Below are 26,926 nucleotides of genomic sequence, written 5' to 3' on the forward strand. Positions count from 1 at the left end.
GCTTAAGGGTTAGAAGCCCCACGCCTGACGGGCCGCTTCCAGTCGGGCCAGTTTGTCGTTCAGAGGTTGCCAGTCGTCGCGCTCGGCGATGGCGTCCCAGATGGCTTCGACCTCGTCGATAAGCATCTCTTCAGGCTCGGCCTTGCGGAACATCGGGTGCTCCAGACGCTCGGGGTTGTCCGGCTCGTGCTCCATCAGGGCATAGCGGAAGGCGTCGAAGGCCTCGCCCTGATAGCACTTGCCGCGCGGGCCGCCCAATGCGCGTGCCGACGACGAGAAGCCGCCAAACCAGTCGAAGAAGAGCGGCTCCCAGCGCAGTTCCTCGCCCTTTTCGCGCAGTAGCGCCAGCGTGCAGTCCATGAGGCGTTGGTCAGCGGCTTCCCCGACAGACTTCACACCAAGGCGCATCACGAAGGCGGCCCGCAGCTCGCGGATATAGGCGGGACCAAAGCCGTTGAGCGATGCCACCAGACCTTCGGAGTCGGCGATAAGCTTCAGGCAGCCTGCCAGTTGCGTCAGGTTCCAGAACACGGCTTCTGGCTGGCGCGCGAAGGCGTAGAGGCCGTCGTGGTCGAAATAGGCCGCGGTAAAGCCCGGCTCGTAGTGCGGCAGGAAGCGCCACGGGCCGTAGTCGAAGCTTTCGCCAGTCACATTCAGATTGTCGGTGTTCAGCACGCCGTGGACGAAACCTGCGGCGACCCAGCGGGCGCAGAGTTTGGCTTGCGCCTGTACGACTTCATGCAAGAAGCCCGCGGCATCGCCTTCGATCAGATGTGGATAATAGTTGGCGCGGGCGTGTTCCACCAGTTCGGTCAGCTCGTCGCGACGGCTGTAATAGGCCGCGCGCTGGAAGGTGCCGAAGCGGATGTGGCTGTGCGACAGGCGCACCATCACAGCTGAGCGGGTGGGGGACGGCTCGTCACCGCGCTCCAGTTCCTCGCCCGTCTCGACCAAGGACAGGATGCGGCAGGTCGGCACGCCAAGGCTTTCCAGCATGGCGGCGGCCAGGGCTTCGCGCATGCCGCCCTTGAGGGTCAGTCGGCCATCAGCGTGGCGGGAGAACGGGGTGATGCCCGAGCCCTTGGTTCCGAGATCCATCAGGCGGCCATCGGTGTCGCGCATCTGCGCGGCGAGGAAGCCGCGGCCATCGCCGATCTGCGGGTTGTAAACGCGGAACTGGTGGCCGTGATAAGCCATGGCGATCGGCTCGGGCTGGCCGGGCAGGGGCGCAAAGCGACCGAAGTGGGAAATCCATTCCTCGTCCGTCAGAGTATCCAGCCCGACCTCTGAGGCGGCACGGTTGTGGCGCAGGCGAAGTTCGGTCTTGGGAAACTCGGCGGCGGCAACCGTCTCGCCAAACTCGGTACCCAGTTGGGCAAAGCGGGGATCGGGGCGGTAGGTCGGGGAAACGGACATGAGGGGCAGATGGCCTATCCCATGGCGTTTCGCAATGTCGATAAGGGTTGAACCCCTGCGGTAGTGGGGTATTTATAGCGGTAGAGATCAGGCTCCGGTCCTGTGACGCCTTTGGGGCTGTCCGGATTGTGGGCCAGGCTGGCGCTTGTGCTTATGTGCGGCGAATCCGGTCCGGCGTCCGTCGATAACCTGACGCCACCCAAGTTTAACCGATTATCGGATCTCTGACGTGGCCAAGAAACTCACACTCGACTTCCTCAAGACGGAAGCCGCCTCCGGTGCCGCCCTCGGGCTGGCCGCGTTAGCGGCTTTGATCGTCGCCAACTCGCCCCTGTCGGCGGACTATTTCGCATGGCTGAAAAGCGTGCAGGTCCTGCAGATCGGGCCGCTGAGGCTGGAGGAGACGGTCGCCAACTGGATCAAGGAAGGCCTGATGGCGGTCTTCTTCCTCGTGGTGGGTCTGGAGATCAAATACGAGATATTAAAGGGCGAACTGAGCAACCCGAAGAAACTGGCCATGCCGATCATCGGCGCGCTGGGGGGTATGGTCGCACCGATCGGGATCTATTTGCTGGTCAGCAATCTGTTGGGTGGGCCGCATGAGGGCTGGCCTATTCCGGTGGCAACCGACATTGCCTTTGCGCTGGCTGTTTTCGGCCTGGTCGGGCGCGGTTTGCCATCGTCCTTGCGGGTGTTCTTGCTGACCCTTGCGATTGTCGATGATCTGGGAGCCATTGCCCTGATTGCCGTGCTGTTCAGTCAGGGCGTTCAGTTGGTGCCGCTGCTCGGGGCTGTGGGCGTGCTAGCCGTGATGGCGGTGCTGGGACGCTGGCGACTGGCGGCGGCCTTCTGGTGCATCGGTTTTGCCGCGATGTGGTGGCTGACAGTGAAATCGGGCCTTTCGACATCGCTGGCGGCTGTGGCGTTTGCCGCGGTGGTACCGGTCAATCCGCGCCGCGAGACGGGAGCCAGTCCTCTGCGCGACGCTATGCATGACCTGCATCCCTATGTTGCGTTCCTGGTCTTGCCGATCTTCGCCTTTGCCAAGGCAGGGGTCAGCTTCAGCGGGCTGTCTTTGGATCAGGCATTCGCGCCTCTGGTCATTGGCATCGCGCTGGGTCTGTTTTTGGGTAAGCAGATCGGTGTGTTCGGTGCGGCCTGGCTGGCCACGCGTCTGCGGTTGGCGGACAAGCCGACGGGGGCATCGTGGATGCAGCTTTATGGCGTGAGCATGCTTTGCGGCATCGGTTTCACAATGAGCCTGTTTATCGGCGCGCTGGCAGTGCCCGGAGCCGTGGATTCGCCCCAGCAGATCGAAGTGAAACTGGGCGTACTGGGTGGCTCCCTGTTGTCGGCCTGTGTGGGCGCGATCTTCCTTCATCTGGCGGCCCGCAGACGGCCAAAATCTGAACACGCATAGGTGGCGCGGGTCCGCTAAAGACCCGTGAAACCTAAGAAAAAGTTACGCTACGTCAGGTAATTGTGTCTCATTGAGGCCACAGTCCGCCAAGTGATTAGAAAAAACATCGTTCAGCTAACACTGTAGCTTGTCGCTCTATGAGGCTTGCACTACCCAATTCAACTGAACCCGCACCGATTAAATGAGTGGGGGTCGAATTTGGGACAGGAAACGAGCGCGGTCGCCATCGACGCGGCCGGGCTGAGAAGCCGGGAGCCGTACTATGAAATTTTCCACCAGACTGCGTTGCACTGCATCGATCGTTGCCTTCGGCGCGGCGGTCGGGGTCGCAGGTGCCGCATCCGCGCAAGATGCACCGACCTCGGTCGATGACATCATCGTCACCGCCCAGAAGCGCGAGCAGAGCCTGCAGGAAGTGCCGATCGTGGTCACGACCCTGTCGCAGGAAACCCTGCAAGGCGCGGGCGTGAAGGACATCAAGGACCTTCAGATCCTGACGCCGGGTATGACGGTGACCTCGACCCAGTCGGAAGCCTCGACCACCGCCCGTATCCGCGGCGTGGGTACGGTGGGTGACAACCCGGGCCTGGAAAGCTCGGTCGGCGTCGTGATCGACGGTGTCTATCGTTCGCGTAACTCGGTCGGCTTCGGCGACCTGGGCGAGCTGAACCGCATCGAAGTTCTGAAGGGTCCGCAAGGTACCCTGTTCGGCAAGAACACCTCGGCAGGCGTGATCAACATCATCACGGCCGCTCCGTCGTTCGTGCCGGAGTTCAATCTGGAAGCCACCGCCGGTAACTTTGGCGCATGGGGCGTGACCGGATCGGTCACCGGTCCGATCACCGACAACATCGCCGGTCGCCTATATCTGGGTACCCGCAAGCGTGACGGTTACTACGACGTGGTCACCGGCAATGGCCCGCGCGAAGCTACCGACGACCAGAACCAGGATTTCTGGACCGCACGTGGTCAACTGCTGATCCTGCCGTCGGACGATGTGTCGATCCGACTGATCGCGGACTATACCAAGCGTGACGAATACTGCTGCGTGGCCGTTCAAAACCGCGTCGGCCCGACCTATGCCCTCGTGCAAGCTCTGGGCGGTCAGATTGCCGCTCCGGTCGCAGGCTTCGGCGAAACGCCCTTCACCCGCACCGCCTATTCCAACCGCGGCACCGACCAGACCATGGAAGACATGGGCCTGTCGGCAGAAGTGAACATCGACATCCCGTCGTGGAACGCAACCTTCACCTCGCTCACCTCGTGGCGCGCGTGGGAAGGTACCAACGGCATGGACCTCGATTACTCCACGCTGGATAACATGTACCGCGAGAACAACGGCGGTTACGGCTATTCGCTGGACAACATCACGCAGGAAATCCGTCTGGCCGGTTCGACCGACAAGCTGGACTGGCTGGTCGGTGCGTTCGCTACCCGCGAGCAAATCCGCCGTGATGACTCGTACTACTATGGCGCGACCTACACGCCGTTCCTGTCGCTGCTGCTGACGTCGTCGCTGAATGCAGCCAATCCGGCCGTGCCGATCAGCCCGAACATCATCGGCTGCCTGACCCGTCCGGGCCAGACCGCTACGACGCTGGGCGGCTGCATGCTGACGGGCGGCATGGCACCTGCGGGTCCGACGGCTCCGACCGGTCCGGTCTTCGCACCGGGTCACGGCGTGCAGGACCTGTACACCCAGACCACCCAGTCGTTCGCGCTGTTCACCAACAACACCTGGCGCGTGACCGAGCAGTTCGATCTGACGCTGGGTCTGCGTTACACGCTGGACGAAAAGAACCTGAACGGCCTGCAGCGTAACATCGGCACCAATGGTCTGGCCTGCGCCAGCGCCATCGGTAACGCAGGCGCTCTGGCCGGCGTCGTGGGCGCTGCGGCGAGCACTCTGGTGGGCAACCTGTGCCTTCCGTGGGCGAACCCGCTGTATAACAACCGCACGATCTCGGAGAAGTTCGACGACGGCGAACTGAGCGGCACCTTCAAGGCCAGCTACAAGTTCAACGACAGCGTCATGCTCTACGGTTCGTACGCCAAGGGCTATAAGTCCTTCGGCTACAACATGGACCGCGTGCAGACCGGTATCACGCCGAACGCGTCGCTGCTGTTCCCGTCGGAAACGGTCGACTCCTTCGAAGTCGGTCTGAAGAACACCCTGTTCAACCGTAAGGTCCTGCTGAACGTCACCTACTTCGACCAGACGTTCGAAGACTTCCAGCTGAACACCTTCCTCGGCACCGCCTTTGTGGTGGAATCGATCCCGGAACTGACCTCGCGCGGCGTTGACGCCGACTTCGCTTGGTTCACTCCGGTCGAAGGTCTGGTCCTGGCCGGTGGTGTGACCTACGCCGAAACCAAGTACGGCGACTTCACTGCTGCCGATATGACGGTACCGGGCAACTTCCCGCAACTGTCGCTGCTGCCGGGGGCAACGGCATCGTTCGCTCCGGAATGGTCGCTCACGGGCTCGATCGCCTTTGACCGCGCCATCGGCAACGGTCTGCGCGCAGGCTTCAACCTGACCGGCAAGTACATGACCGAGTTCAACACCGGTTCGGACCTGCTGCCGTGGAAGATGCAGGATGCGTTCGGTGTCGTGAACGGTCGCATCACCATTGGCTCCGAGGATGACAAGTGGGCGCTGGAGCTGTGGGGCCAAAACATCACCGACACCGAGTACAAGCAGGTGTCGATCAACCAACCGCTGATGGGTTCGGCCTTCCAGACCAGCCTTCAGTCGAACGGCTCCTACTATGATCCGGCACGGGACACCCAGACGTACGCTTCCTTCCTTGGGCAACCGCGTACCTATGGCCTGACGCTGCGCCTGCGTTACTGATCCCGTTAAACTATCGAGCAACTGGCGGCCGGAGCGATCCGGCCGCTTTTTTCTTTGCCTAGAGCGCGAGTTCGAACTGCTCGCAAACGATCAGCAGATCGCCGTCGACCGTGATACCGCTGCCGGCCAATGCACGGCGGTAATAGGCCTCATGGGCCTGACGCCACCATGCGAGCGTCTTGTCGCCTTCGCCCTCGCGCATTGCAAAGGCCTCATCCACATCGTCCAGTCGCCGGATTTCGACGTGTGTGGTGCGAATAACGGCGACGGCCTTGCCATCCCATCGCGTCACGATCGAGACGTCGCCGACGACGGGCTGGCGCATACCGGACAACTCCAGTTCCGCGACCGATGCTGCGGTGGCGCGCTTGATCCCGGAAACCACCAGATCGGCGCACATGTCGGCGTCCTCGCGGTTGTCGCAGAAGTGGAAGCACTCATAGGGCGCTTCGGGCGCATAGGGATGGCAGGCCCGATACCGGCCCCACATCTGTCTGGCAGAAGGTGTCATGCCTCACGGCCTCGGTAAAAAGAAAGCCCCCGACCAGCTGGGCGGGGGCTTTCGGAGTTAGGTCAGGGTCAGTATTTGCTGATCGATTGTCCGTCAGCGCCCTGTTTCTGGCTTGCGAACGCGCGGTTCAGCAGGCGGCGGAAGAAGTGGGCGATGTCATCCACGATTGTAAACACTGCCGGAATGTAGAGCAGTGACAGGAAGGTCGAGGAGATCAGGCCAAAGAGCACCGCCACGGCCATGGGCGAGCGGAACTCGACGTCGGCACCGATGCCGATGGCGATGGGCACCATACCCGCGCCCATGGCGAAGGTGGTCATCAGGATGGGACGCGCCCGTTTGTGGGCGGCGTCCATAATGGCTTCATATCGGGTCAAGCCGTCGCGTTCGGCCATGATGATGTAGTCCACCAACAGGATCGAGTTCTTGGCGGCAATACCCATCAGCATCAGCACGCCGATCAGTGCCGACATGGAGAAGCTCTTGTCCATCATTACAAGGCCGAGGATCGCACCACCGATGGCGAGAGGCAGCGCCGCCATAATGGTGATCGGATAGGCGAAGGATTTGAACAACAGGGTCAGCACCGCATACATCAGCAAAATACCGCTGAGGAAGGCGATGCCGAAGCCGATCAGCATCTCCTGGATGAACTCCTGATCGCCTGCGGGAATCTGGCGGACGCCATCGGGCAGGTTCCTGACGGACTCCAAACGCTGCACGGCCTGGGCTGCTGCACCGGTTGTGATACCGTTCAACTCGGCCTTGATAGAGACGACGCGAGAGCGGTCGCGACGCGCCACACTGGCGGGACCGGCACCGAACTCGACATCGGCCACGGCGCTCAGTGGCACGGTAGCACCGGAGGCGGTCGGAACACGCAGATTCTGGATCACCGACAGGTCTTCGCGTGCCTGTTCGGTCAGTTGCAGGCGGATCGGGATCTGGCGGTCGCCAAGGTTGAACTTGGGCAAGTTCTGGTCGACGTCGCCGATGGTGGCAACACGCACCGCCTGCGAGATCGAACCTGCGGACACACCCAGCAAGGCGGCTTCGTCAGGTCTCGGTGTGACAACGATTTCAGGACGCGCAATTGCCGAGGTGTTGACCACATTGGCCAGGCCGGGAACGCGTTTCATATCGTCCTCGACTTTGCGGGCGACCTGATCCAATACGGCAGGATCGTCACCGAGAAGCGCGAACTCGTAGCTGGTCCCGTCACCCGGACCGCCGCCCTGCTGGGCGATGCCCGCGCGTACACGAGCGCCCGGAATCTTCTTCAGCTCGTCGACCATGACGCGCTGGAACTCCTGCTGGCTGAGTTCGCGGTCGCCCTTGGGCACCATGTCGGCGAAGACATTGGCCTGCGTCACTTCCTGACCGCCGATGGCGGCGTAGACCGAGACGACCTCCGGGCGGGCGTTCAACTGGCGGCTGACGTTCTGAACGATGGCGTCTGTCTGGCGCAGGGTCGAGCCGGGTGGCAGTTCGATCTGGAACGCCGCGCGGCCTTCGTCGGCCGGCGACATGAACTCGAACGACATCTTGGTCACGATGGCCGTAGCGAACGAGCCGACGAGGAACAGCGCCCCGAACCCAAACACGGCCCAGCGGAACTTCAGGCACCATTCCAGTGCGCGCAGATAACCCGGCATCCACTTGGGATCCTTGTCCTCGTGCTTGGTGTGCTTGAGCAGATAGGCGGCCATCAGCGGGGTCAGGGTACGGGCGACCACCAGCGAGAAGAAAACCGAGATACAGGCTGCCAGAGCGAACGCCTTGAAGAACTGTCCGATGATGCCGGGCATGAAACCGACAGGCGCGAACACGGCGATGATGGTGCCGGTGGTCGCGACAACGGCCAGACCGATTTCGTCAGCGGCCTCGAAGGCCGCGTCATAAGGCGGTTTGCCATCGCGCATGTGCCGTACGATGTTCTCGATTTCCACGATGGCGTCATCGACGAGAATGCCGATGGTCAGGGACAGCGCCAGCAGCGTGACCACGTTCAGTGACTGGTCCATCGGGGCGAGGAAGGCGAATGTGGGGATCAGCGACAGCGGCATGGCCGTGGCGGCGATGAGCGTCGCACGCCAGTCACGCAGGAAGATGAACACCACCAGCACAGCCAGAGCCGCACCCAGTGCCAGTGCCTCCAGGGAGGCCATATAGGATTCTTCGATATATTTGACCGAGGAGGTGACCTCTTCGATGGTCAGCTGGCCTTTATGCTCTTCGTTGAGCTTCTCGATTTCCTGACGGACTTTTTCCGAGACCTTGACCTCGGAGGCGGTGCGCGAGCGCAGGAAGCCGAAGGTGACCGCTTCTTGTCCGTTGTAGCGGGCCAGACGGCGCGGCTCGCCCCACTTGTCGACAACCTGACCAAGGTCTTCGAGACGCACGCTACGGCCATTGCCGAGCGGGACAAGCGTGCCGGCCAGTTGCTCCAGCGAGGTGGCCGAACCGATGGTACGGACAGAACGCTCGGAGCCTGCGACGGTCACACGGCCCCCGGGCAGGTTGTTGTTTACGTTGACCAGTGCCTGACTGACCTGCGCGGCGGTGACGCCGTAGGCTGCCAGACGTTGCGGGTCCAGTTCCACGCGGATTTCGCGGTCCACACCGCCCGAGCGGTTCACTTCGCCGACGCCGCCCAGACCCAGCAGGCGCTTGGAGACATCGTTATCGATGAACCAGCTAATCTGCTCGGGCGACATGGTGTTGGAGCGCACCACATAGGTGATCAAGGCGTCACCGGTGATGTCCACGCGGGTGACCGTCGGCTCCTGCATGTCTTGAGGCAGGGTGCCGCGAACCGTGCTCATGGCGTTGCGCACGTCATTGGTCGCGCGCTCGGTGTCGGTGCCCAACTCGAACTCGATCATGGTGGTCGAGACGCCGTCGGAGACGTTGGAATAGATGTTCTTCACGCCCGATAGACCGGCCAGCGAGTCCTCGATGACGCGGGTGACCTGGACCTCCATTTCGGACGGCGCGGCACCCGGACGGGCGGCCACGACGTTCACCAGCGGGAAGTCGATGTCGGGGTTGTTGTTGATCCGCATCGACGAGAAGCCGACGATCCCTGCGAGGGTCAGCAGGGTGAACAGCAGGATGATGGGGATCGGGTTTTTAATCGCCCAGGACGAAATCTGGTTCATCGGTGTGATGCCTTAGTTCGTGGCCTGAGGGCGTACGGCGGGGGCGGCAGCGGGCGCAGGTGCCGCCGCCGGACGGGCATTGGTACCCGCGGCGATCTTGACCGTGTCTCCGGTGTTCAGGAAGCCGGCACCTTCGACGACGACGCGCGCACCGGCGTTCAGGCCCTCAACCGACGACTGGGTGTCGTTGCGCTGGATCACGCGGACCGGAACGAAGGAGACCTTGTTACCGGTGCCGACCACAAACACACCGGCCTTGTTGTCGCGATAGAGGATGGCAGGGGTAGGAACGACGGTGGCTTCACGTGTGCCAGCGTCGATTTCGGCACGGGCGAACATGCCCGGCTTGAGGCCGCTACCGGAGGCAAGGCTGATGCGGGCGACGCCGAGACGGGTCTGGGCATCCACTTCGGGGGTAACGATGCGGACGGTGCCCGTGGTCGGAGCCGCCTGTGACGAAGTGATGGCGGCGGTCTGACCGGCGCGCAATGCGCCAAGCTGCGTCTCGGGGACCTGTGCGTCCAGTTCGAGGCGACCGTCACGGACCATGCGGAATAGCTCGGTTCCCGCGGCAATGATCTGGCCCTTGGTCACGCTGCGGCTGATGATCTGGCCACTTACTGGAGCGCGGATGGTGGCTTGGGACAGGCGGGTGCGGGTCTCGGCAAGGCCTGCGCGGGCGGAAGCCAGATTGGCTTCGGAAGCACGCTGGTTGGCCAGTGCTGTATCCAGCGAGGCTTGCGAGAGGAAGCCGCGTTCCTTCAGTTCTTGGGCGCGGGCCAACGCCGCGTTGTCGCGTGCAGCATTCGCCTCTGCGGTTTGGACGGCAGCCTGCTGCTGGCGCAACTGGGCTTGGAGCAGGGCGTCATTCATCTGGACCAGCGGTTGGCCCTGACGCACGTAACTGCCTTCGTCCACGAAGATGGAGACCGCTGTCAGGCCACCCGTCTCGGCACCGACGGGCACTTCTTCCCAGGCGCTGACGTTGCCGGAGGCGACGACCTTGAAAGGCAGGGTGGCGGTCGAGGCATCAGCGACGCTGACGGTGATGCTGCTGTCAGGCTTTTCTTTCACCTCCTTCTCGCCACACGCTGCCAGTGAAACGGCAGAAAGGCAGGTCAGAAGGATTGCGTAGGATCGCAGTACATTCATCGGGAGGTGCTTTGGAAAAGAAAAATGGGACGGGGGGATTGCGGACAACACACGGACTCTCCGCGCGGCGATGAAGCCGGACGTTCTGACAGAACGCAGGGATATACAGACTGTTCAATACGTCAAATGAACAGACGGTAAGCTGTGTTACTTAATCGAAACGGCGGGTGCCGTATCAACGGGGCTGAAGGCGGCGACCCCATGTCGCAGGCAGGGGGGACGGCGCATCGACGATGTGGCTGATCAGGTGCTCGGCCAGCAGTGGAGCGGCGCAAAACCCGCGCGAGCCCAACCCTGTCAGCACATGCAGGCCGTCTTCGACGGTGCCGCAGATCGGAAGCCGGTCAGGGGTGGTGGCGCGAACCGCTGTACGGCGGTTCAACGGCGCGTCCGCATGGCGGCTCCACCGAACGGGAAGAACTTCGGACAAGGTGGCGCGGTTACGCTCCGATGCCTCTTGCGAGGGTTCGGGCGCATCGACACCGCGATCGTGGGTCGCGCCGAACAACAGGCCGTTGCCTGTCGGGACGCTATAGCCGCCCCATGCCACGGCTGGCTCGGGCGTCGCCTTGTCGTCGGTTGTCCAGTCGGCCTGTCCTGCGACCGGCGCGAGCGACAGGCCTGGTCTGAGGTGTGCAGTTCCCCAACCGGCGGCCAAAACCACATGGTCGAATGTGCCCAGAGACTGACCCTCGTCGTCGGTGAGCGTCCAGCCGTCTTCGCTGCGGGTCAGCGCCTCGACCCGGGCCATGACCAAGGGCGTATCCGACAGCCACGCTTCGAGAGCTTTGGCCGGAGAAAGGGCAAAGGCATCGGCCATCATCAGGCCGCCCATGGGCATCTTCTCATTGAGATGTGCGGAGGCGTCAGACGCGGAGAGGCGGATCATCGCTCCCTCGGGCCAGAGCGGTTGGGCGGCGATCTTGTCGTAGCGGTTGGCATCGCGTTCGACATGTTCCAGTTGCAGGACGCCTTGAGCGAGGATGGCACTGGGAATGCGCCGGTAAAGCTGGTTTGCGCGCTCGAGGGCCTGTGCATAGAGGCCGCTGATAAAGGCATCGCCGGCGTCCAGTCGCGGAGTAACCAGTGCGGCGGGAAAGCCGCTGGCTTCGGCACCGGGATGGCGGGCCTCTATCACGACGGGTGACAGTCCCTGGGCGCGGGCGGCGCGGGCGAGGGCGCTACCGGCGATGCCTGCGCCGATGATGGCGATACTGGGCGGGGCAGCGGTGGGACGCACGCCTTCCTTGCGTGCTTCGAGCCGTTCGCGCTTGCGGCCATGACCGGGGCATTTGGCGACGCTAAAGCCGTTGGCCGCCAGTGCGCGACGTACCGCACCGGCGACAGTGAAGGTCGCCAGATGGCACCCGTCTGCCGAGTGCTCGGCCACAGCGGCCATGATGTCTTCGGACCACATGCCGGGGTTCAGTGCGGGGCTGAACCCGTCAAGGAACCACGCATCGGCCTTGCCCTGCCATTGCGCCAGTGCCCACTCCACCTCGCCGATGGCCAGATCAATGGTGACGCCCCATTGGGGCAGGTCCAGACGATGAAAGCCGGGGCACTGGCTGGGCCATTGCTCGAGCAGGGCGGAGGCGGTGTCGGCTACATCGGGCCACGCGGCCAGAGCGCGCTCGGCCTCGGCGCGGGTGAGGGGGTAGCCCTCTACGGAAAAGACGTGGAGCAGTCCGTCGCCGGGGCGATGCCGTCGCCACAGGTCGATCAGGGTGATGATGTTCAGACCGGTGCCGAAGCCCAGTTCGCCGACAGTGAAACGGGTCCGGCCCTGCCACACCTCGGGCATGTTGCAGCCGCCCAGAAACACGGCGCGGGTTTCGGACAGGCCGTCATCTTTCGAGAAATAGACGTCACCGAACCGGCCGGATCGCGGGGAGCCATCCTCGGCCCAGAGCAGTTGCGGAGAAGAGGGGTTCGCGTCGGGAGCGTCGTGGGTCATCAGACGGGTGTGTCTAGACCCGAAACGGGCACGAAAAAAGGGGCCACCCTGAGGTGACCCCTTTCTCGCCAGCGAGGCCGAAGCCCCGCGAGCCTAAGATATAAATCTTAGTGAGCAGCAGCCGGAGCTTCAGCAGCCGGAGCAGCAGCAGCGTCAGCAGCCGGAGCAGCCGGAGCAGCAGCAGCTGCGTCGGTGGCTTCAGCAGCAGCGTCGGTTGCAGCAGCAGCAGCGTCGGTTGCTTCAGCAGCAGCGTCGGTGGCTTCAGCAGCAGCAGCTTCAGCAGCCGGAGCTTCGGTGGTTTCAGCAGCCGGTTGGCAAGCAGCCAGGGCCAGAGCAGCGGCCGAAGCGGCGATCAGGGCAGTGATGCGCATGTTAGTCTTCCTTGAGAAGGTTGAGGCGGGGCCGAAAGCCTCGCTGACCGACAGATAACGGGATCGTGAGCGGAATCGCAAGCGAAATTCTCACGCCTTCGTGAAGTCGTGCACAGGGGGCTGTTGAAATGGCTGTGGGGATTGAAAAGTATGGGAAAAATTCTTCATAAAACCTTGGTCTTAGCCTAAATTTCTGGTCGAATTTCCGCTGTAGCGTTTGATTTCCCGATCACATTTTTTGTTTCAAAGGCAATCACGAGCTTTGTAAAATAGCCCGGAAACGACTCGCGGGGCCCGCTGTTTCGAGCCCCGCTATGATATCGGCCGGTGTATTGTTTAGTCTGTCGGGGCTGCCGCCAGTGCCTCTTCCATTTCAGCGAAGCTGGGCTGAATGGTCGAGGGAATATCGCCGCGACCGATCTCGACCGAGATCTGGGCTGCGTTACCGTGAAGGTGGGCGACCAGCACGGACTGGATGATTTTGTAATAGGCCGCTTCCTCGTCCACGATGGCTTTGAGGCGGGCCGCGAAGGGGCCGACTAGACCGTAGGCAAGGAACACGCCGAGGAAGGTACCGACCAGAGCGCCGCCGATCATACCGCCCAGAACCTCCGGCGGCTCGGTGATGGAGCCCATGGTTTTGATGATGCCCAGAACGGCGGCCACGATGCCCAGAGCCGGAAGGCCGTCAGCAAGGTTTTGCAGCGCGTGTGCAGGCTCGCCTGCTTCGTGGTGGTGTTTTTCCAGCTGTTTTTCCATGGCGTCCTCGATCTGGTGCGGATCTTCGAGGTTCATGGTCATCATACGCAGGGTGTCGCAGATGAAATCGACAGCGAAATGGTCCTTCAGCACCTTGGGGTACTTCTGGAAGATGGGGCTCTCGGCGGGCTTTTCGATGTGGCTTTCCAGAGCGATGACGCCCTTGGACTTCATGGTCTTGGAAAGCTGGAACAGCAGGCTGAGCAGGTCCTTATAGTCCTGCTTCTTCCATTTCGGGCCGGCAAAGCATTTGCCCAGACCGCCCAGCGTGCCCTTGATGACCGGCATGGAGTTGGAGATCAGGAAGGCGGCGATGCCCGCCCCGAAAATCGCCATCAGCTCGTAAGGCAGCGAGTACAGGATGGTCGCCATCTTGCCGCCGTGCAGCAGGAAACTGCCGAACACCATGGCGAATAGCATGATGATGCCGATAATCTGGAACATAGGCCGAGGGGTCCGCGAGATGGAAAGCTTCGCCCTTCTTGTGACGGTTAATGCTTAAGGTGAAGTTTCGACCTGTGCAGTTGCGCGGGCGATCTGGTCTGCCAGCCAGTCACTGAAAATGCGGATGCGGCGGTTGGAACCGGAGCGACCGGGATAGACGAGGCTGAAAACCATGTCTTCGGGACGGTGGTCATCCATGACGGGAACCAGTTCCCCGGCCGCAATGTGGCGGGCCACATCGTAGGCAGGTATCTGGATCAGGCCGAGGCCGGCGAGGGCGCAGGCAATATAGGCCTCGGCATTATTGGCGCTGACCTGCCAGCGCACGGGACGGTGGTGGGTCTTTTCGCCGTCGAACCATTCCCAGTCCAGCACGCGGCGAGTGGAAGGCGAGGTGTAGGCAACCTGCAGATGGTGATCCAGATCGTCGGGTGTGGCGGGCGTGCCGTGGCGCGCCAGATACGACGGGCTGGCAACATTGATCTGGCGGACCTTGCCGACCCTGCGGGCTTTCAGACCGGAATCGACGAGGGGGCCAGCTCTCAGGGCGATATCGACCTGTTCCTGGATAAGGTCGACGGGTCGGTCGCTAAAGCCCAGTTCGATTTGCAGATTAGGCCACGATGCAAAGAAGTCGGGAAGGGCGGGGGCGATGATCTGACGGCCGATCCGGCTGGGAGCGTCGACCTTGATCCGTCCGGCCAGTTCGTGGTCGTCGCGAAACATGCTGTCGATATCCTCGGACGAGGCGAGCAGGTCGAGGCAGCGTTCTAGTAAAGCTTCGCCTTCATAAGTAAGCGAGACGTTACGCGTGGTACGGTTAAGCAATCGCACACCCAAGCGGCGCTCCAGATCGGATATTGCAGCCGATACGCTTGATCTTGGAATGTGAAGTCGATCCGCGCTTTTGGTAAAGCTTCGTGTTTCTGCCACATGTGTAAATATGCGGTACAGGTTAAGCCTGTCCATTGATCGACCGATCTGACAAATGATGTCGTTAAATGGCGCTTTATTGGCCTTTAGGCAAACATTACTCCGATATGTGTAACCGAACACATAGGGAGTGACCGCATGGAGCGGACTATTAAGGACAAGATCGTCGTGATTGCAGGCGGTGCCAAGAACCTCGGAGGTCTGGTGGCTCGTGACTTTGCCGCTCGGGGAGCCAAGGCGATCGTGGTCCATCACCACAGCGCCGAAACGGCCAAGGACGCCGCCGATACTGTGGCGGCGATCGAGGCGACGGGGGCAAAGGCACTGACGGTTCAGGCCGATTTGACGGTGGTCAGCGAGGTAGAGCGTCTGTTTCGCGAAACCGAAGCCGCGTTTGGTCGCCCCGATATCGCGCTGAACACTGTCGGCAAGGTCTTGAAGAAGCCAATGCTGGACATCAGCGAGGCCGAATACGACACCATGAGCGACGTGAACGCCAAAACGGCCTTCTTCTTCCTGAAAGAGGCAGGCAAGTCGGTGAACGACAATGGTGCCATCTGCACCTTGGTGACGTCCCTGTTGGGGGCCTATACGCCCTTCTATTCCAGCTATGCGGGGACCAAGGCTCCCGTCGAGCATTTTACCCGCGCGGCGTCCAAGGAGTTCGGTGATCGGGGAATCTCGGTGACGGCAATCGGGCCGGGGCCGATGGATACGCCCTTCTTCTACGGTCAGGAATCCGCCGAGGCGCAGGCCTATCACAAGTCTGCTGCGGCGCTGTCGCCGATCAGCAAGACGGGGCTCACCGACATCGAGGACATTGCCCCGTGGATCCGCTTCCTCGTCACCGAGGGCTGGTGGATGACGGGCCAGACTATTCTGGTCAACGGCGGCTACACCACCAAGTAAGGCGTATAAAAAAGACGGCGGGGTTTGGCCCCGCCGTCTGATTTTTACCTCGATGTCGCCGCTTACAGGCGGATCGAGCCGGTCAGGATGGCCTGACGGATTTCTTCGGTGAGAGGCTGATAGCCGTCCTCGCCACCGCGGACATAGAGCTGGCCCTTCACCTTTTCCGGATCGAAGCCGTCGCTGACGAGATCGACCTTGCGGTATTTGAAGGTGCCCGTGGTCGAGGCCGATTCCAGTACGCGTACGAAGCACGGACGCGCATACGGCGGTAGGTTGGCGTCTGCGTGGGCGGCAAAGGCCTTGCCGTCGAACGGACCTTCCAGCACCAGACCGACCATACCGGCGCGGCCTTCCTGACCCGGGATTTCAACGCCGTAGGCGATGACTTCCTGAACGCCCGGCGCTTCGGACAGATGCTGTTCGACTTCGGCGGTCGAGACGTTTTCACCCTTCCAGCGGAAGGTGTCGCCCAGACGATCCATGAAGTAGATGTAGCCTTCCTTGTCCTGACGCATCAGGTCGCCGGTGCGGAACCAGCGGTCGCCCTTTTTGAAGACGTCGGTCAGGATTTTCTTCTGCGTCGCGGCCTTGTCGGCATAGCCGGTGAAGTCCTGACGTATGGTGTTGCCGATCACGCCGATGGCTTCACCCGTCTCGCCGGTACGGACCAGCTTGCACAGGCCGTTGGGGCCACGCACCGGCTCGCCGGTCTCCGGATCCAGTTCGATGATGCGGATGTTCAGCTGCGACTTCAGATAGGAAGGCACGCGACCGATCGCGCCCGGCTTGCCGCCAAAGTTGAACAGCGAGACGTTGCCTTCGGTCGAGCCGTAGAATTCGAGAATGACCGGCACTTTGAAGCGCGACTGGAACTCTTCCCAGACGTCGGGGCGCAGGCCGTTGCCGAAGGCGAGGCGCAGCTTGTGCGAGCGTTCGTCGGCATTCTCCGGCGAGTTCACCAGATAGCGGCACAGCTCGCCGATATAGACGAACATGGTCGCGCCCGACGACTTTACGTCCGGCCAGAAGGTCGAGGCCGAGAAGCGGCGTCGGGTGACCATACGGCCACCGTTCAGCAGCACCGAGCCGACGCCCACAAGGCCGCCGGTCGAGTGGTACAGCGGCAGGACGTTGAACAGGGTGTCCTTCTGGGTCGCGCCGGTGCCGCCTGCGAAGGCGCGCATATAGGTGCGGGCACGCGAGTGCGGGATGCGCGCGGCCTTTGGCAGGCCGGTGGTGCCCGAGGTGTAGATGTAGAGCGCGGTATCGCGGTTGGTCAGGCCCTTGCGCAGGCCGCGATCCGGACGGACCGACGAGGCGCTGCGGACGGCATTGTCGAAGTCGCGGCGGGTGTTGGTCTCGTTCTCTTCGCCCAGACCCAGAACCCACAGCATGATGTCGCGGTCGATCAGACCGCGGCTGTCCTCGGCGGCCTGCCAGCAGTCTTCGTCGGTGACGACGTTGAACGCGCCCGAAATGTTCAGGCAGTGGGCCAGAGCCGAACCGTTGAGGTTGTTGTTGATCAGGGCCGTTGCCACGCCGACCTTGGAGAAGCCGAACCATGCCGCCACGTATTCAACACGGTTGTGCATCAGCAGGGCGATGGTGTCGCCACGCTTGAGGTTACGGCTGGCGGCCCAGTTGGCGTAACGGTTCGCGAGCGCTTCGAACTCGCGGTAGGTCAGGCGACGGGTCTCGTCTTCTACGCAGATGTTGTCCGGGTATTTGTCGACGGCTTCTTCGATGTCGTCGCAGATCAGAACATCACTATCCAGAGCGATCGGCTTGATGCGCTTCAGGAGGCGTATAAGCCCTCCCAGAAAGCGGATTTCGCTCTTGATGTTCGCCACCATACCCATGAGTGCGCAGCCTTTCCCCATTGAATATTTTCTTTGTTGATGAACGGCATGGGGGCGCGGGTCAACTGCTCGAAAGGCCGCATTGGTCCATTGTTCCCGAAAACTGCACAGTCTCGGGTCGATTTGTATGACGCTGGGTAAAGTTAATAGGCGACCTTACGTCAACAATAGCACCGCACCGATATTGGATTGCGCCGGTTGTGTAGTGAATCAGACTTGTTGGACTGGTCGCCCAACCGTGATTTTATCGGATAGGCGCAGGGCCTGCGCAGGTGATGTGAAACATGCATCGTCAGGCCATAGATTTGTCCCCATATGCTGATGTCCTGATTGTTCGATCTAGGATGCTGGAGTTCGTATGTCGTCCAAAGCGTCAACCCCACCCGCCGAAAACACCCCGCGCGAGGGCCAGTCTGTGCCGCCGCCGGCGCGTATTCCTGCCGTCGGCGAAGGGACATTCCAGAAGGGCCGTGTCGTATGGGGACGTCCTCCCCAGGTCACGTTCCGGGCCGGACCTCTGCCGAGAGATGAGGGGCTGGCGCGTCTGATGGCCATGCCGCCCCATCCGCAGCCCCCGCGCGCCCAGTCCGCCACGCCACGCGTGACGGGTTCTGCGGCTGCCGGTGCAGGCATGGGTGGTTTCTCCAATGTCCCGTCGCCCAAGCCTTCGGTGAGCGAGAGCAAGGGTGCGGTTCCGCAGGCCAACGACTCCGGCATATTTGGCAATACTCTGGTTCCGCCGCCGCCCACCAAGCCGAAGGCGTCCGAACCTGTGACGACTGCGCCCGCAGCGGCGTCTCCTGTGGTCGCTGCACCCGTGGCGACTGCTGTGCCGGAAGGAGGCGATGTCCTGAACGCACCGGTTGTGTCGTCCCCCGAGCCGGTGATTGCTGCGGCTCCATCGCCAGTTAAAGGCAATCGCGGGATCGGGACTTGGGTGGCTGTGGGCGCGATTGCCCTTGCCGCAGGCGCGGCAGCGCTGGTGTGGCTCAATCGCGAACCGGCCACTGTGACTGAAACGCCCGCTCCGCCGGTGACGGCAGCAGAAGAGACGGCAACCGCGCCGGTGGAACTGCCTGCCGGAGCGCCCGTCGAAGCGCCTGGCGATGCGCCTGCGGAAGCGGATGTTGCTGCGACCTCGACCCCGCCCGTTGCTGCGCGTCCTGCACCGGTCGCACCGGCTCGCGCTACGACTGCTCCCGCGCGTGAAGCCGCTGCAAGGCCCCTGCCTGTACCTGCAGAGCCTGCACGCACGACAGCGCATGTGGCCCAGACGCGTCCGGCACCCCAGAGCACCGCTCCGGTCGTGGTGGTCACGCCGCCTGTGGAGGCGGTTACGCTGCCCGTTGTTCAGGGGGCGCCGCCCACCGCAGCGCGTCCGCCGGAAACCGATCCTAACGCGCCTGTCGTCACGCGACCGGCGAGACTGGATTAAACCGGCGGCGGCGGGGCTGGCTTGAGTGGCACATAGCCCCGCTCGACCATCCGGCGAAGGGCTTCATAGGCCTCGGCCAGTTCTTCATAGGCAAGGCGGGCCGAGGACAGTCGCGCCACCTGATCGGGTGTAGCTGGCGAGCCCGACTGGCTGAGGCGCAGAGCTTCAGCCGCCCAGCGCGCGCGGGCCTGTGCCGTCATGACGGCCAGCTTTTCGAAATGGACGGGATCGGCCTCGCCCAGCATCTGGCCGATGACCTCGCGGTTTGCCAGCCAGGCGGTGTAGTCGATCTGTTCCAGCAAGCCGCGTAGCCGACGCTGGTCCTGCGGGTCCATGTCTTCCGGCTGGAAGTGATCGCGCGGGCGGCGGTAGTTCTGGGTCAGGATGGTGGACATCGGCGACCTTTCACTGTGCTGGGGCAAACAGGGTTGTGCAAACCAAGCTGGGCCATAGGGGTTAACTCCGCGTTGAGGACGGAACCGGACAGCGGCTGCGCCCATTTCGAATAGGAGAGTTCCCGCCAGCGTGTCGGGGACGATGCTACGATGGAGACGCTGAAATGGCTGATACTCTGACTACGCCCCAGACCCCGGCGAATGCGAACGACGAACGCTCGTGGGAGGAAGCGCTGGAGGAAGCCATCAACCTGTTCGAACAGGGCGAGTCGCTTAATCAGGAGCGTTTCGCTGAGCTGCTCGAAGAGTTGAAGCGCGGCAAGGTTCACGCCGATCACCTGCCCGCAGATGATCCGCGCCTAGAGATGATGGCAGCCCTGCGGGAGCGGGCGTCCAAGCTGGAAGCCAGTGCAGCACTGGGTACTGGTCCGACCGACCAGATCAGCAGCCTGCTGGGCGGTCTGACCGGCCAGCCCAGCAAGACGACGGCCCCCGCCGTCACCGAGATCGAAGGCCGCGACGAAGACTGATGATTACAATGGCGGTCAGGGGTTCAGCTTGCCCTTGGCTGACTTTGCCGACAGGACGACATCGCTGTCCGGCTTGTCCACCTTTATGGGGGACTGGGCGGCGGCATGCAGGATGTGGCGGATGATGTTGAGACGCGCCGTCTTTTTCTTGTCGGTTTTAATCGCTGTCCAAGGGGCGAAGTCGAAGCTGGTCTTGGTCAGCATTTCGTCGCGGGCCTTGGAATAGAGGTCCCAGCGCGCTTGAGCCTCCTTGTCCATGGGCGAGACTTTAAAGCGTTTGATCGGGTCGCTTTCTCGTTCGGACAGGCGTTTGGCCTGTTCCTCGCGGCTGATGTCCAACCACAGCTTGATGATGGTGATACCCGAGTTGGCCAGCAGGCGCTCGAAGTCCTCGACGTCGCGCAGGAAGTCGGCGTGCTGTTGCGGCGTGCAGAAGCCCATTACGGGTTCGACGCCGGCGCGGTTGTACCATGAGCGGTTGAAGATGACTGTCTCGCCCGCCGCCGGCAGGTGCGGGACGTAACGTTGGAAGTACCACTGGCTGCTTTCACGCTCTGTGGGCTTGGGCAGGGCGACCACGCGGGTCAAGCGCGGGGCCATATTCTCGGTCAGGCGTTTGATCGCGCCGTCCTTGCCCGCCGCATCGCGACCTTCAAAGATGATCAGCGTCTTGCGGCCCTGTTCGATGCCTGCCGCTTGGATCTCGACGATTTGGACCTGAAGGGCTTCCAACTGGGCTTCATAGTCTTTGGACATGGCGTCTCGCTTCTCGCATTGGGGACAGGGCCAAAACCGCTGTGATTTGCCGCATTACACGCTCGTAACTTTGCTTATCTGCGACGAGGGTCAAGCATGGCGATATGCAAAACACCGACCAAGCCCGAACCGTTGCTGCCTCTGTTGGCCCAGATCGCCGCGTGTTTCTTGTCGCGGGGGCTTCGGCTTCCATGACGGGGGTGATGCCTGCATTTGCGCGGGCGCAGGCGGCTGCGTCACCATTTGAGGCAGGGCTCGAACGGGCGTTCGAAGCAGCCAAGCCTGTGGCGCTGGCGGGACGGGTCTGGAAGGACGGGCAGACGCTTTGGCAAGGGGCCAAAGGCTTGCGGCGCGCCGATGGTGAGGCTGCCGTGACCCAAGACGACCGCTGGCATCTCGGCTCCAACGGTAAGGCCATGACGGCGGCGCTATGGGCGCGACTGGTGGAGCAGGGCAAGGCCGCGTGGGACATGCCGCTGCCCCGCGCTGTGGAGGCTGCCTATCCGGGGATGGCCATTCATGCGGGGTGGTCGGATCGCAGTGTCGACGATTTCATGCGTCACCGCGCAGGGCTTTATGACGACACCTACATCACGCCGCTCTGGTTGATGGCTTCGCGGATGAAGCCACAGCCCCTTCCGGTTCAGCGGCGCGAGTTGGTGCAGGCGGTTCTTGCGGCACCTCCGAACGGTCCTCGGGGAACCTATACCTATGGAAACGCCAACTACATATTGGTGGGCGCGCTCATGGAGGGGCTGAGCGGACAACCGTGGGAAGAGCTGATGCGCAGCGAGGTTTTCGCCCCGCTCGGCATGGTGACGGCGGGCTGTGGCGCGCCGCAGGGAGAACAGCCGTGGGGGCATGGTGCACAGCTCAAACCGGTGAACCCTGAAAGTGCGGGTTCAGACAATCCTGCGGTGATGGGTCCGGCGGGAACCATCCATATGGGATTGGCCGACTATGGACGGTTCCTGAACGCCATGATGACGGCGGGCTGGCTGTCGCAGGACAGTTTGTCGCGGCTGCTCACTCCGCTGGATGGCGAGCAGTATGCCTTGGGCTGGATGGCACCCGGATCAAGGGCCTGGGCGGGCGGTCCGGCTGTATTACATAACGGTTCCAATACGATGTGGTTTGCGACCGTTGTTATGGCTCCGGCGAAAAAACTCGCCTTTGTGTCTGTGGCGAACGATGCCGAACACGGCGGAGAAGCCTGCTCTGCGCTTATGAGCGAAATGATCTCTGCGGCCGCGGCGAGTTGAAATAACGGAATCATTTCAGTTGACCGTTTGCGAATAGCAAGGGACAACGTTTGCGCAGTCCGGATATCGCGTGAGGTCCAAACTCGCGTCTCGCTCCTTAGTCGAACGAGGTTGTCCAGATGGACTGACGGGTTCTCTTCGGGGAATTCGACTGGAAAACGCGTTCAATGGAGACGCAACATGGCGACCGGCACGGTCAAGTGGTTCAACCCGACCAAGGGTTATGGCTTCATCCAACCTGATGATGGTGGTTCGGACGTTTTCGTCCACATCACTGCTGTCCAAAAGGCCGGCCTTGCGGGCCTGGATGACAACACCAAGGTCGAGTACGAACTCGAAAACCAGCGCGGCAAAACCGCTGCTGTGGAACTGAAGGTTCTCTAAGAACCCCGGCTCCCGGACCTAAAGGTTCAGGAAAACGCGGAAGACCTTTTGGTCCTCCGCGTTTTTTTGTGCCCGCTAGAAACCGATCTCGGCGCGCAGGTCCCTGGCGGTCATGCCGTCTTCGCGCAAGGCTTGCAGGGTGACCGAGCCATCCCGTTTGGCATAGCGTCTGCCGTCCGGACCCGTCAGCAGCCGGTGGTGGCGGTAAATTGGTTCCGGCCAGCCGAACAGGCTCTGGATCAGCCGCTGGATGTGGGTGGCTTCGAACAGATCGACCCCGCGTATAATGTGGGTCATCCCCTGCAGGGCATCATCGTGAACGGCGGCCAGATGATAGGCGGCTCCGGCATCCTTTCGCGCCAGAACGACGTCGCCGGCCGTCTCGGGGCGGGCCTTGATGCGACCATTCTCGCCCTGCGGCCCTTGGCCTTCCTCGAAGAAGGAAAGGCTGTCCCACGCTGCGCCGCCCAGTGTGTCACGCGCGGCATCCAGAGACAGTCGCCATGCGAACGGCCTTCCGGCCCTTAACAGTTCGGCCTCTTCATCTTGTGGGTGCGGGCCGGGGCGGACGGCTTCGGCAGCGCCATGCGGGGCGTGGCCGATGGTGTCCAGAAACTCTTTACGGGTCCGGAAGCAGCGATAGACCAGTCCGCGTTGTCGCAGGTCCTCGACCGCCCCTGCGTAGTCGTCCAGATGATCGGACTGCCGCCGGACCGAGTGCTCCCAGTCCAGACCCAGCCATTGCAGGTCTTCATAGATGCCGTCTTCGAATGCAGGCTTGCAGCGGGTGGGGTCGATATCCTCGATCCGCAGCACAAATCGCCCGCCCGCTTCGGAAGCGGCTTGGCGGGCGGTCAGCGCGGAAAAGGCATGGCCTTTATGAAGGCGGCCGGTCGGAGAGGGGGCAAATCGGGTGGCAAACACGCTGGGCAAGCTAGTCTTGCGCGGGGTGGGTGTCGAGTTTGGGTCTGTGCATCGCGCACGCAGTGAACCATGGTGTGCCAATGAGCGAACCGGATTTGCAAAAGGCCGGAGCCCTGACCGTGCACATGGCGTCGGCGCGCGAGGCTTTGGCGGGCATGGATGCCCGCTTGGCTGTGATCCATAGCCAGACGCCGCCGATGGCGTGGCGGCTGCGGACCGGTGGGTTCGAGGGGCTGTTCCGGATGATCGTGGAGCAACAGGTGTCGGTGGCGGCGGCGGCCTCGATCTGGCGTCGGGTAGGCGAGGGGCTGGGGGCAATCTCGCCCGAGCGGGTGCTGGCGCTGGACGTCGAGGTGCTGCGGAGCTTTGGGCTTTCCGGACAAAAGGCGCGCTATGCCCACGAGATTGCGCGGGCGCATAGCGACGGACGGATCGATTTCGACCATCTGGAGCGTCTGGATGATGCGCAAGCTGTGGCTGCACTGACGGCGATCAAGGGTGTCGGGCGGTGGACGGCGGAAACGTTCCTGATGTTCTGCGAGGGCCGTATGGACGTGTTTCCGGCAGGCGATGTGGCATTGCAGGAGGCGTGGCGCTGGGCCGACCGGCAGGAGGCGCGGTTGAAAGAGCGCGACTTCTATAAGGTGTCGGAGGGGTGGCAGCCGTATCGGTCCGTAGCCGCTCAGATGCTGTGGCACTGGTATGGTGCGGTGAAGCGCGGCGAGATCACGCTCGAACCATAGCAAACCTTTGGCGAGGCAGGACAAACGCAAAGGTCGTGTTATGGATGGGGTTGGCGCAGATGTGGCCCGCGCCGGAGGATCGATGTGACACCGCTGACTGCGACGGCCGAACTGGCGCGACCGGAAAATGTACTGCCCCTGCTGGATTTCGCGGGTGTGGCTGTGTTTGCCGCGACCGGTGCGCTGGCCGCTGCACGTCAGAAGCATGATCTGGTGACCTTCGCCTTCTTCGCCGCCCTTACGGGCGTGGGCGGGGGGACGGTGCGCGATCTGTTGATCGGTGCGCCGGTCTTCTGGGTCAAGGACTGGTGGTACATCGCCATCTGTCTGGGCGCGGCGCTGGGCGTATGGGTGATCGGTGCGCGTACGTGGCGCTTTCGGGCCCTGCTTTGGCTGGATGCGATCGGGCTGGCGGCTTATGGCGTGCTGGGTGCGGCCAAGGCAGCGTCCTATGGCGCGGCTCCGCTGATCTGCATTGTCATGGGCGCGCTGACGGCCTCGTTCGGCGGTATTGTGCGTGATGTGTTGGCCCACCAGCCGTCGATCCTGCTGCGCCGCGAGCTTTACATCACTGCGGCCTTACTCTCGGCGACGCTGTTTGTGGCGCTTAAGGCTATCAATCTCCCGACATTGGTGGCGGTGCTTTTGGCCATTGCCGCGGGTCTGGCCTTGCGGGCCGGTGCGATCCTCAAGGGCTGGAGCCTTCCGGCGTTTCCGAGTGCACCGCAACGCTTCTGAAGCTTTGCTGTAAAAGAACCATGATCTTTCAGTCGTGGTGATTGCAGGGAATCAGGTTTAACTTTCTTCGTCCTGACAAGGGAAGGAGAAGTGTCTTCAGTCCTCTTGCGTCGATAGTTTGCTGTGTCGGAGGGCCTGCGCGATGCAGGTGCTGACTGGTGCGCCCTCGGGGTTTCCGGCCCTCGTGTTGAATGCCGACTTCCGGCCTCTTTCCTATTTCCCGCTGTCGCTATGGTCGTGGGAAGAGGTCATCAAAGCCGTGTGGCAGGACAGGGTCGAGGTGGTGGCTACCTATGACAAGGTGGTGCGAAGCCCCTCCATGGAAATGCAGCTGCCCAGTGTGGTCTGCCTCAAATCCTATATTGATCAGGACCGTAGTCCTGCGTTTACGCGGTTCAATCTGTTCCTGCGCGACGGTTTTAGCTGTCAGTATTGCGGACAGCCGGGCACGTCACAGGACCTGACCTTTGACCACGTTCTGCCGAGGTCGCAGGGCGGGGTGACATCGTGGAAGAATATCGTCACCGCCTGCGGGCCGTGTAATCTGAAGAAGGGCGGTCGCACCCCGCTTCAGGCGCACATGCCGCTACGCCGCAAAGTCGAACGCCCGACCGCATGGCAGCTTCAGCAGGCCGGACGGAAGTTCCCGCCCCACACCCTGCATAAGAGCTGGCTCGACTACCTCTATTGGGATGTGGCGCTGGAGGCTTGAGGTGATGCGTCCACGGCGGCGGCGACCTGCTGGAGCAGGCGGCTACGCTGGGGCGAGCGTCCGGTCGCGGTGGGCCATGCGGACAGGATGACGACGACGGTGCGGCGGTTAGGGTCGATGGTGATCGATTGGCCGAAGATGCCGTAGGCGCCGAAGCGGCCGTTATCGTGCGTCCACCATTGGAAGCCGTAGCCTTCGACGGGTTCACCGATGTCGGCCTGTTTGGTGGTGGCTTGTTCCAGCCAGCCTTCGGGCAAGACGTCGCTGTCGCCGATCTTTCCGCCGTCGAGGATGAACTGGCCCACGCGGCCCCAGTCGCGAAGGGAGGCCATCACGCAGCAGCCGCTGGCTTCTTGGCCTACGGCGTCGATCATCCAGCCCGCGTCCTGCTCCATGCCGTAGGGACCCCAAAGCTTTTCGGACAGATAGTCGGCCAGCGGCTTGCCCGTGGCGCGGGTAAGCAGGACGCCGACCAGATTGGTTTCGCCCGTGGAATAGTGCCAGCGCGAGCCCGGCTCTGCGGCGCGTTTCAGTTGGCGCATGTAATGGAGCGTCGGGTCCATGCCGTCCGTCTCGTGCGGCTCGAAGAAGCGGGCTACGTCGGCATTGGGGTCGGTGTAGTCTTCATTCCAGTCAGCCCCCGAGGTCATGGTCAGCAACTGGCGCACGGTGACGCCGTCATATGCGCTGCCCTCCAGTTCGGGCAGATAGCGCATGATCGGGGTTTCGAGGCTTTCGATATAGCCGTCGGCGATGGCGGCACCAACGAGGGTCGAAGTCAGGGATTTGGCGACCGAGAAGGAGGTCCAGCGGCCTTCCGGTCCAAAGTCGAGGCCATAGCGTTCAAACCGCACGCGGCCATCTTGCAGCACCAATATCCCCGCCGTGTGCTCGGCCTGCATATAGGCGTCGACGTCGAGAGACAGTGGTGTGCCCTGCGGCAGTTCACGGGCATGGGGACCGGCCTTGATCACCCGATGGGGCACGATGCGGTCCATGGCGCGAAAGCCGGCCTCGCGGGCCTCTTGAGACCAGAACAGAACCTGCGACGGCTTTTCCAGAGTGGGCAGAGCGGTTTGTGCCGATGCGGGCAGGGCCACGGAGAAGGCCAGAGCCGCCGTGCCGATCAGGCCGGACAAGTGTCGCATGTAATCCCCCTCGGAAAGATAGTGGCAACGTCACAGTGAAGCGCGTTACGAGCGGCGTCTAGGCTGTAACATCGCCGCTTTATGACGATTGATCCGGTTGCGGAAGGATCGTCGCGAGCCTGAATCCAAACTGTATTTTTGGTGCCG

General features: G+C 62.4%; 23 protein-coding genes. 10 read left to right on the top strand and 13 right to left on the bottom strand.

From position 1 onward, the window contains the following. Window positions 1-9 precede the first annotated feature (9 nt). A complete protein-coding gene (locus LOX95_RS11265) occupies window positions 10-1,416 on the bottom strand; it encodes a protein adenylyltransferase SelO (RefSeq protein ID WP_242914641.1) in 1,407 nt (468 codons plus the stop codon). A 229-nt stretch (window positions 1,417-1,645) separates the two neighbouring features. Here LOX95_RS11265 and nhaA point away from each other — a divergent pair, with 229 nt between their 5' ends. Both nhaA and LOX95_RS11275 read left to right on the top strand, forming a co-directional pair. Further along, complete coding sequence (nhaA, locus tag LOX95_RS11270) at window positions 1,646-2,836, top strand: Na+/H+ antiporter NhaA (RefSeq protein WP_242914643.1); 1,191 nt, start codon at window positions 1,646-1,648, stop codon at window positions 2,834-2,836. A gap of 262 nt (window positions 2,837-3,098) precedes the next feature. After that, window positions 3,099-5,693, top strand: coding sequence for a TonB-dependent receptor (locus LOX95_RS11275; RefSeq protein ID WP_242914645.1), 2,595 nt, complete (start codon window positions 3,099-3,101; stop codon window positions 5,691-5,693). Window positions 5,694-5,751: 58 nt separating this feature from the next. Here LOX95_RS11275 and LOX95_RS11280 read toward each other — a convergent pair whose 3' ends face one another. The 7 genes from LOX95_RS11280 to LOX95_RS11310 all read right to left on the bottom strand — a co-directional run bounded on the left by LOX95_RS11280 (window position 5,752) and on the right by LOX95_RS11310 (window position 15,233). Continuing rightward, complete coding sequence (locus LOX95_RS11280; protein ID WP_242914647.1) at window positions 5,752-6,204, bottom strand: ASCH domain-containing protein; 453 nt, start codon at window positions 6,202-6,204, stop codon at window positions 5,752-5,754. A gap of 68 nt (window positions 6,205-6,272) precedes the next feature. Beyond that, window positions 6,273-9,365, bottom strand: a complete 3,093-nt coding sequence (locus tag LOX95_RS11285) for an efflux RND transporter permease subunit (RefSeq protein WP_242914649.1) — start codon at window positions 9,363-9,365, stop codon at window positions 6,273-6,275. Window positions 9,366-9,377: 12 nt separating this feature from the next. Next, window positions 9,378-10,439 carry an efflux RND transporter periplasmic adaptor subunit gene (locus tag LOX95_RS11290; protein ID WP_242914651.1) on the bottom strand — a complete coding sequence of 354 codons (1,062 nt, stop codon included), beginning with the start codon at window positions 10,437-10,439 and terminating at the stop codon, window positions 9,378-9,380. A 253-nt stretch (window positions 10,440-10,692) separates the two neighbouring features. After that, window positions 10,693-12,474 carry a tRNA (5-methylaminomethyl-2-thiouridine)(34)-methyltransferase MnmC2 gene (gene mnmC2, locus LOX95_RS11295; RefSeq protein WP_242914653.1) on the bottom strand — a complete coding sequence of 594 codons (1,782 nt, stop codon included), beginning with the start codon at window positions 12,472-12,474 and terminating at the stop codon, window positions 10,693-10,695. 107 nt (window positions 12,475-12,581) lie between these two features. Beyond that, complete coding sequence (locus LOX95_RS11300; protein ID WP_242914655.1) at window positions 12,582-12,845, bottom strand: hypothetical protein; 264 nt, start codon at window positions 12,843-12,845, stop codon at window positions 12,582-12,584. Window positions 12,846-13,181: 336 nt separating this feature from the next. Further along, window positions 13,182-14,048 (bottom strand): flagellar motor stator protein MotA, encoded by an 867-nt coding sequence (motA, locus tag LOX95_RS11305; RefSeq protein ID WP_242914657.1) that lies wholly within the window; start codon window positions 14,046-14,048, stop codon window positions 13,182-13,184. Between the two features lie 54 nt (window positions 14,049-14,102). Then, window positions 14,103-15,233: a LysR family transcriptional regulator gene (locus LOX95_RS11310; RefSeq protein ID WP_345791449.1), complete on the bottom strand. Its 1,131-nt coding sequence runs from the start codon at window positions 15,231-15,233 to the stop codon at window positions 14,103-14,105. On the opposite strand from LOX95_RS11310, the gene LOX95_RS11315 reads away from it, so the two are divergent. After that, on the top strand, window positions 15,120-15,890 hold the full coding sequence (locus LOX95_RS11315; protein WP_242914661.1) for an SDR family oxidoreductase: 771 nt from the start codon (window positions 15,120-15,122) through the stop codon (window positions 15,888-15,890). The two genes, LOX95_RS11310 and LOX95_RS11315, sit on opposite strands and share 114 nt — an antisense overlap. Window positions 15,891-15,952: 62 nt before the next feature. On the opposite strand, the gene LOX95_RS11320 is transcribed toward LOX95_RS11315, so the two are convergent. Then, complete coding sequence (locus tag LOX95_RS11320; RefSeq protein ID WP_242914859.1) at window positions 15,953-17,752, bottom strand: long-chain-acyl-CoA synthetase; 1,800 nt, start codon at window positions 17,750-17,752, stop codon at window positions 15,953-15,955. A gap of 358 nt (window positions 17,753-18,110) precedes the next feature. On the opposite strand from LOX95_RS11320, the gene LOX95_RS11325 reads away from it, so the two are divergent. After that, window positions 18,111-19,187, top strand: a complete 1,077-nt coding sequence (locus tag LOX95_RS11325; protein WP_242914663.1) for a hypothetical protein — start codon at window positions 18,111-18,113, stop codon at window positions 19,185-19,187. Here the strand turns inward: LOX95_RS11325 and LOX95_RS11330 are convergent. Further along, entirely contained in the window at window positions 19,184-19,582 is a 399-nt protein-coding gene (locus LOX95_RS11330; RefSeq protein ID WP_242914665.1) for a hypothetical protein, read from the bottom strand. The genes LOX95_RS11325 and LOX95_RS11330 overlap by 4 nt on opposite strands. 164 nt (window positions 19,583-19,746) lie before the next feature. Between LOX95_RS11330 and LOX95_RS11335 the strand changes: the two genes are divergently transcribed. Further along, window positions 19,747-20,112 (top strand): hypothetical protein, encoded by a 366-nt coding sequence (locus LOX95_RS11335; protein WP_242914667.1) that lies wholly within the window; start codon window positions 19,747-19,749, stop codon window positions 20,110-20,112. A gap of 15 nt (window positions 20,113-20,127) precedes the next feature. Here LOX95_RS11335 and ppk2 read toward each other — a convergent pair whose 3' ends face one another. Further along, a complete protein-coding gene (gene ppk2 / locus LOX95_RS11340; protein ID WP_242914669.1) occupies window positions 20,128-20,868 on the bottom strand; it encodes a polyphosphate kinase 2 in 741 nt (246 codons plus the stop codon). Between the two features lie 104 nt (window positions 20,869-20,972). On the opposite strand from ppk2, the gene LOX95_RS11345 reads away from it, so the two are divergent. Both LOX95_RS11345 and LOX95_RS11350 read left to right on the top strand, forming a co-directional pair. Next, window positions 20,973-22,130, top strand: coding sequence for a serine hydrolase domain-containing protein (locus tag LOX95_RS11345; RefSeq protein ID WP_242914670.1), 1,158 nt, complete (start codon window positions 20,973-20,975; stop codon window positions 22,128-22,130). A gap of 180 nt (window positions 22,131-22,310) precedes the next feature. Continuing rightward, on the top strand, window positions 22,311-22,514 hold the full coding sequence (locus LOX95_RS11350; protein WP_242914672.1) for a cold-shock protein: 204 nt from the start codon (window positions 22,311-22,313) through the stop codon (window positions 22,512-22,514). 75 nt (window positions 22,515-22,589) lie between these two features. Here LOX95_RS11350 and gluQRS read toward each other — a convergent pair whose 3' ends face one another. Beyond that, window positions 22,590-23,438, bottom strand: a complete 849-nt coding sequence (gene gluQRS / locus LOX95_RS11355; protein WP_242914674.1) for a tRNA glutamyl-Q(34) synthetase GluQRS — start codon at window positions 23,436-23,438, stop codon at window positions 22,590-22,592. Window positions 23,439-23,518: 80 nt separating this feature from the next. Between gluQRS and LOX95_RS11360 the strand changes: the two genes are divergently transcribed. The 3 genes from LOX95_RS11360 (at window position 23,519) to LOX95_RS11370 (ending at window position 25,631) form a co-directional block, all read left to right on the top strand. Beyond that, complete coding sequence (locus tag LOX95_RS11360; protein WP_242914676.1) at window positions 23,519-24,181, top strand: DNA-3-methyladenine glycosylase family protein; 663 nt, start codon at window positions 23,519-23,521, stop codon at window positions 24,179-24,181. Between the two features lie 84 nt (window positions 24,182-24,265). Beyond that, window positions 24,266-24,919 (top strand): trimeric intracellular cation channel family protein, encoded by a 654-nt coding sequence (locus tag LOX95_RS11365; RefSeq protein ID WP_242914678.1) that lies wholly within the window; start codon window positions 24,266-24,268, stop codon window positions 24,917-24,919. 142 nt (window positions 24,920-25,061) lie between these two features. Then, complete coding sequence (locus LOX95_RS11370) at window positions 25,062-25,631, top strand: HNH endonuclease (protein ID WP_242914680.1); 570 nt, start codon at window positions 25,062-25,064, stop codon at window positions 25,629-25,631. Here LOX95_RS11370 and LOX95_RS11375 read toward each other — a convergent pair. Beyond that, the gene (locus LOX95_RS11375) at window positions 25,604-26,779 is read right to left on the bottom strand and encodes a serine hydrolase domain-containing protein (RefSeq protein ID WP_242914682.1); all 1,176 of its coding nucleotides are present in this window, start codon (window positions 26,777-26,779) and stop codon (window positions 25,604-25,606) included. The genes LOX95_RS11370 and LOX95_RS11375 overlap by 28 nt on opposite strands. Window positions 26,780-26,926: the final 147 nt, after the last annotated feature.

The organism is Brevundimonas pishanensis, from assembly GCF_022750635.1.
Lineage (GTDB): Bacteria > Pseudomonadota > Alphaproteobacteria > Caulobacterales > Caulobacteraceae > Brevundimonas > Brevundimonas pishanensis.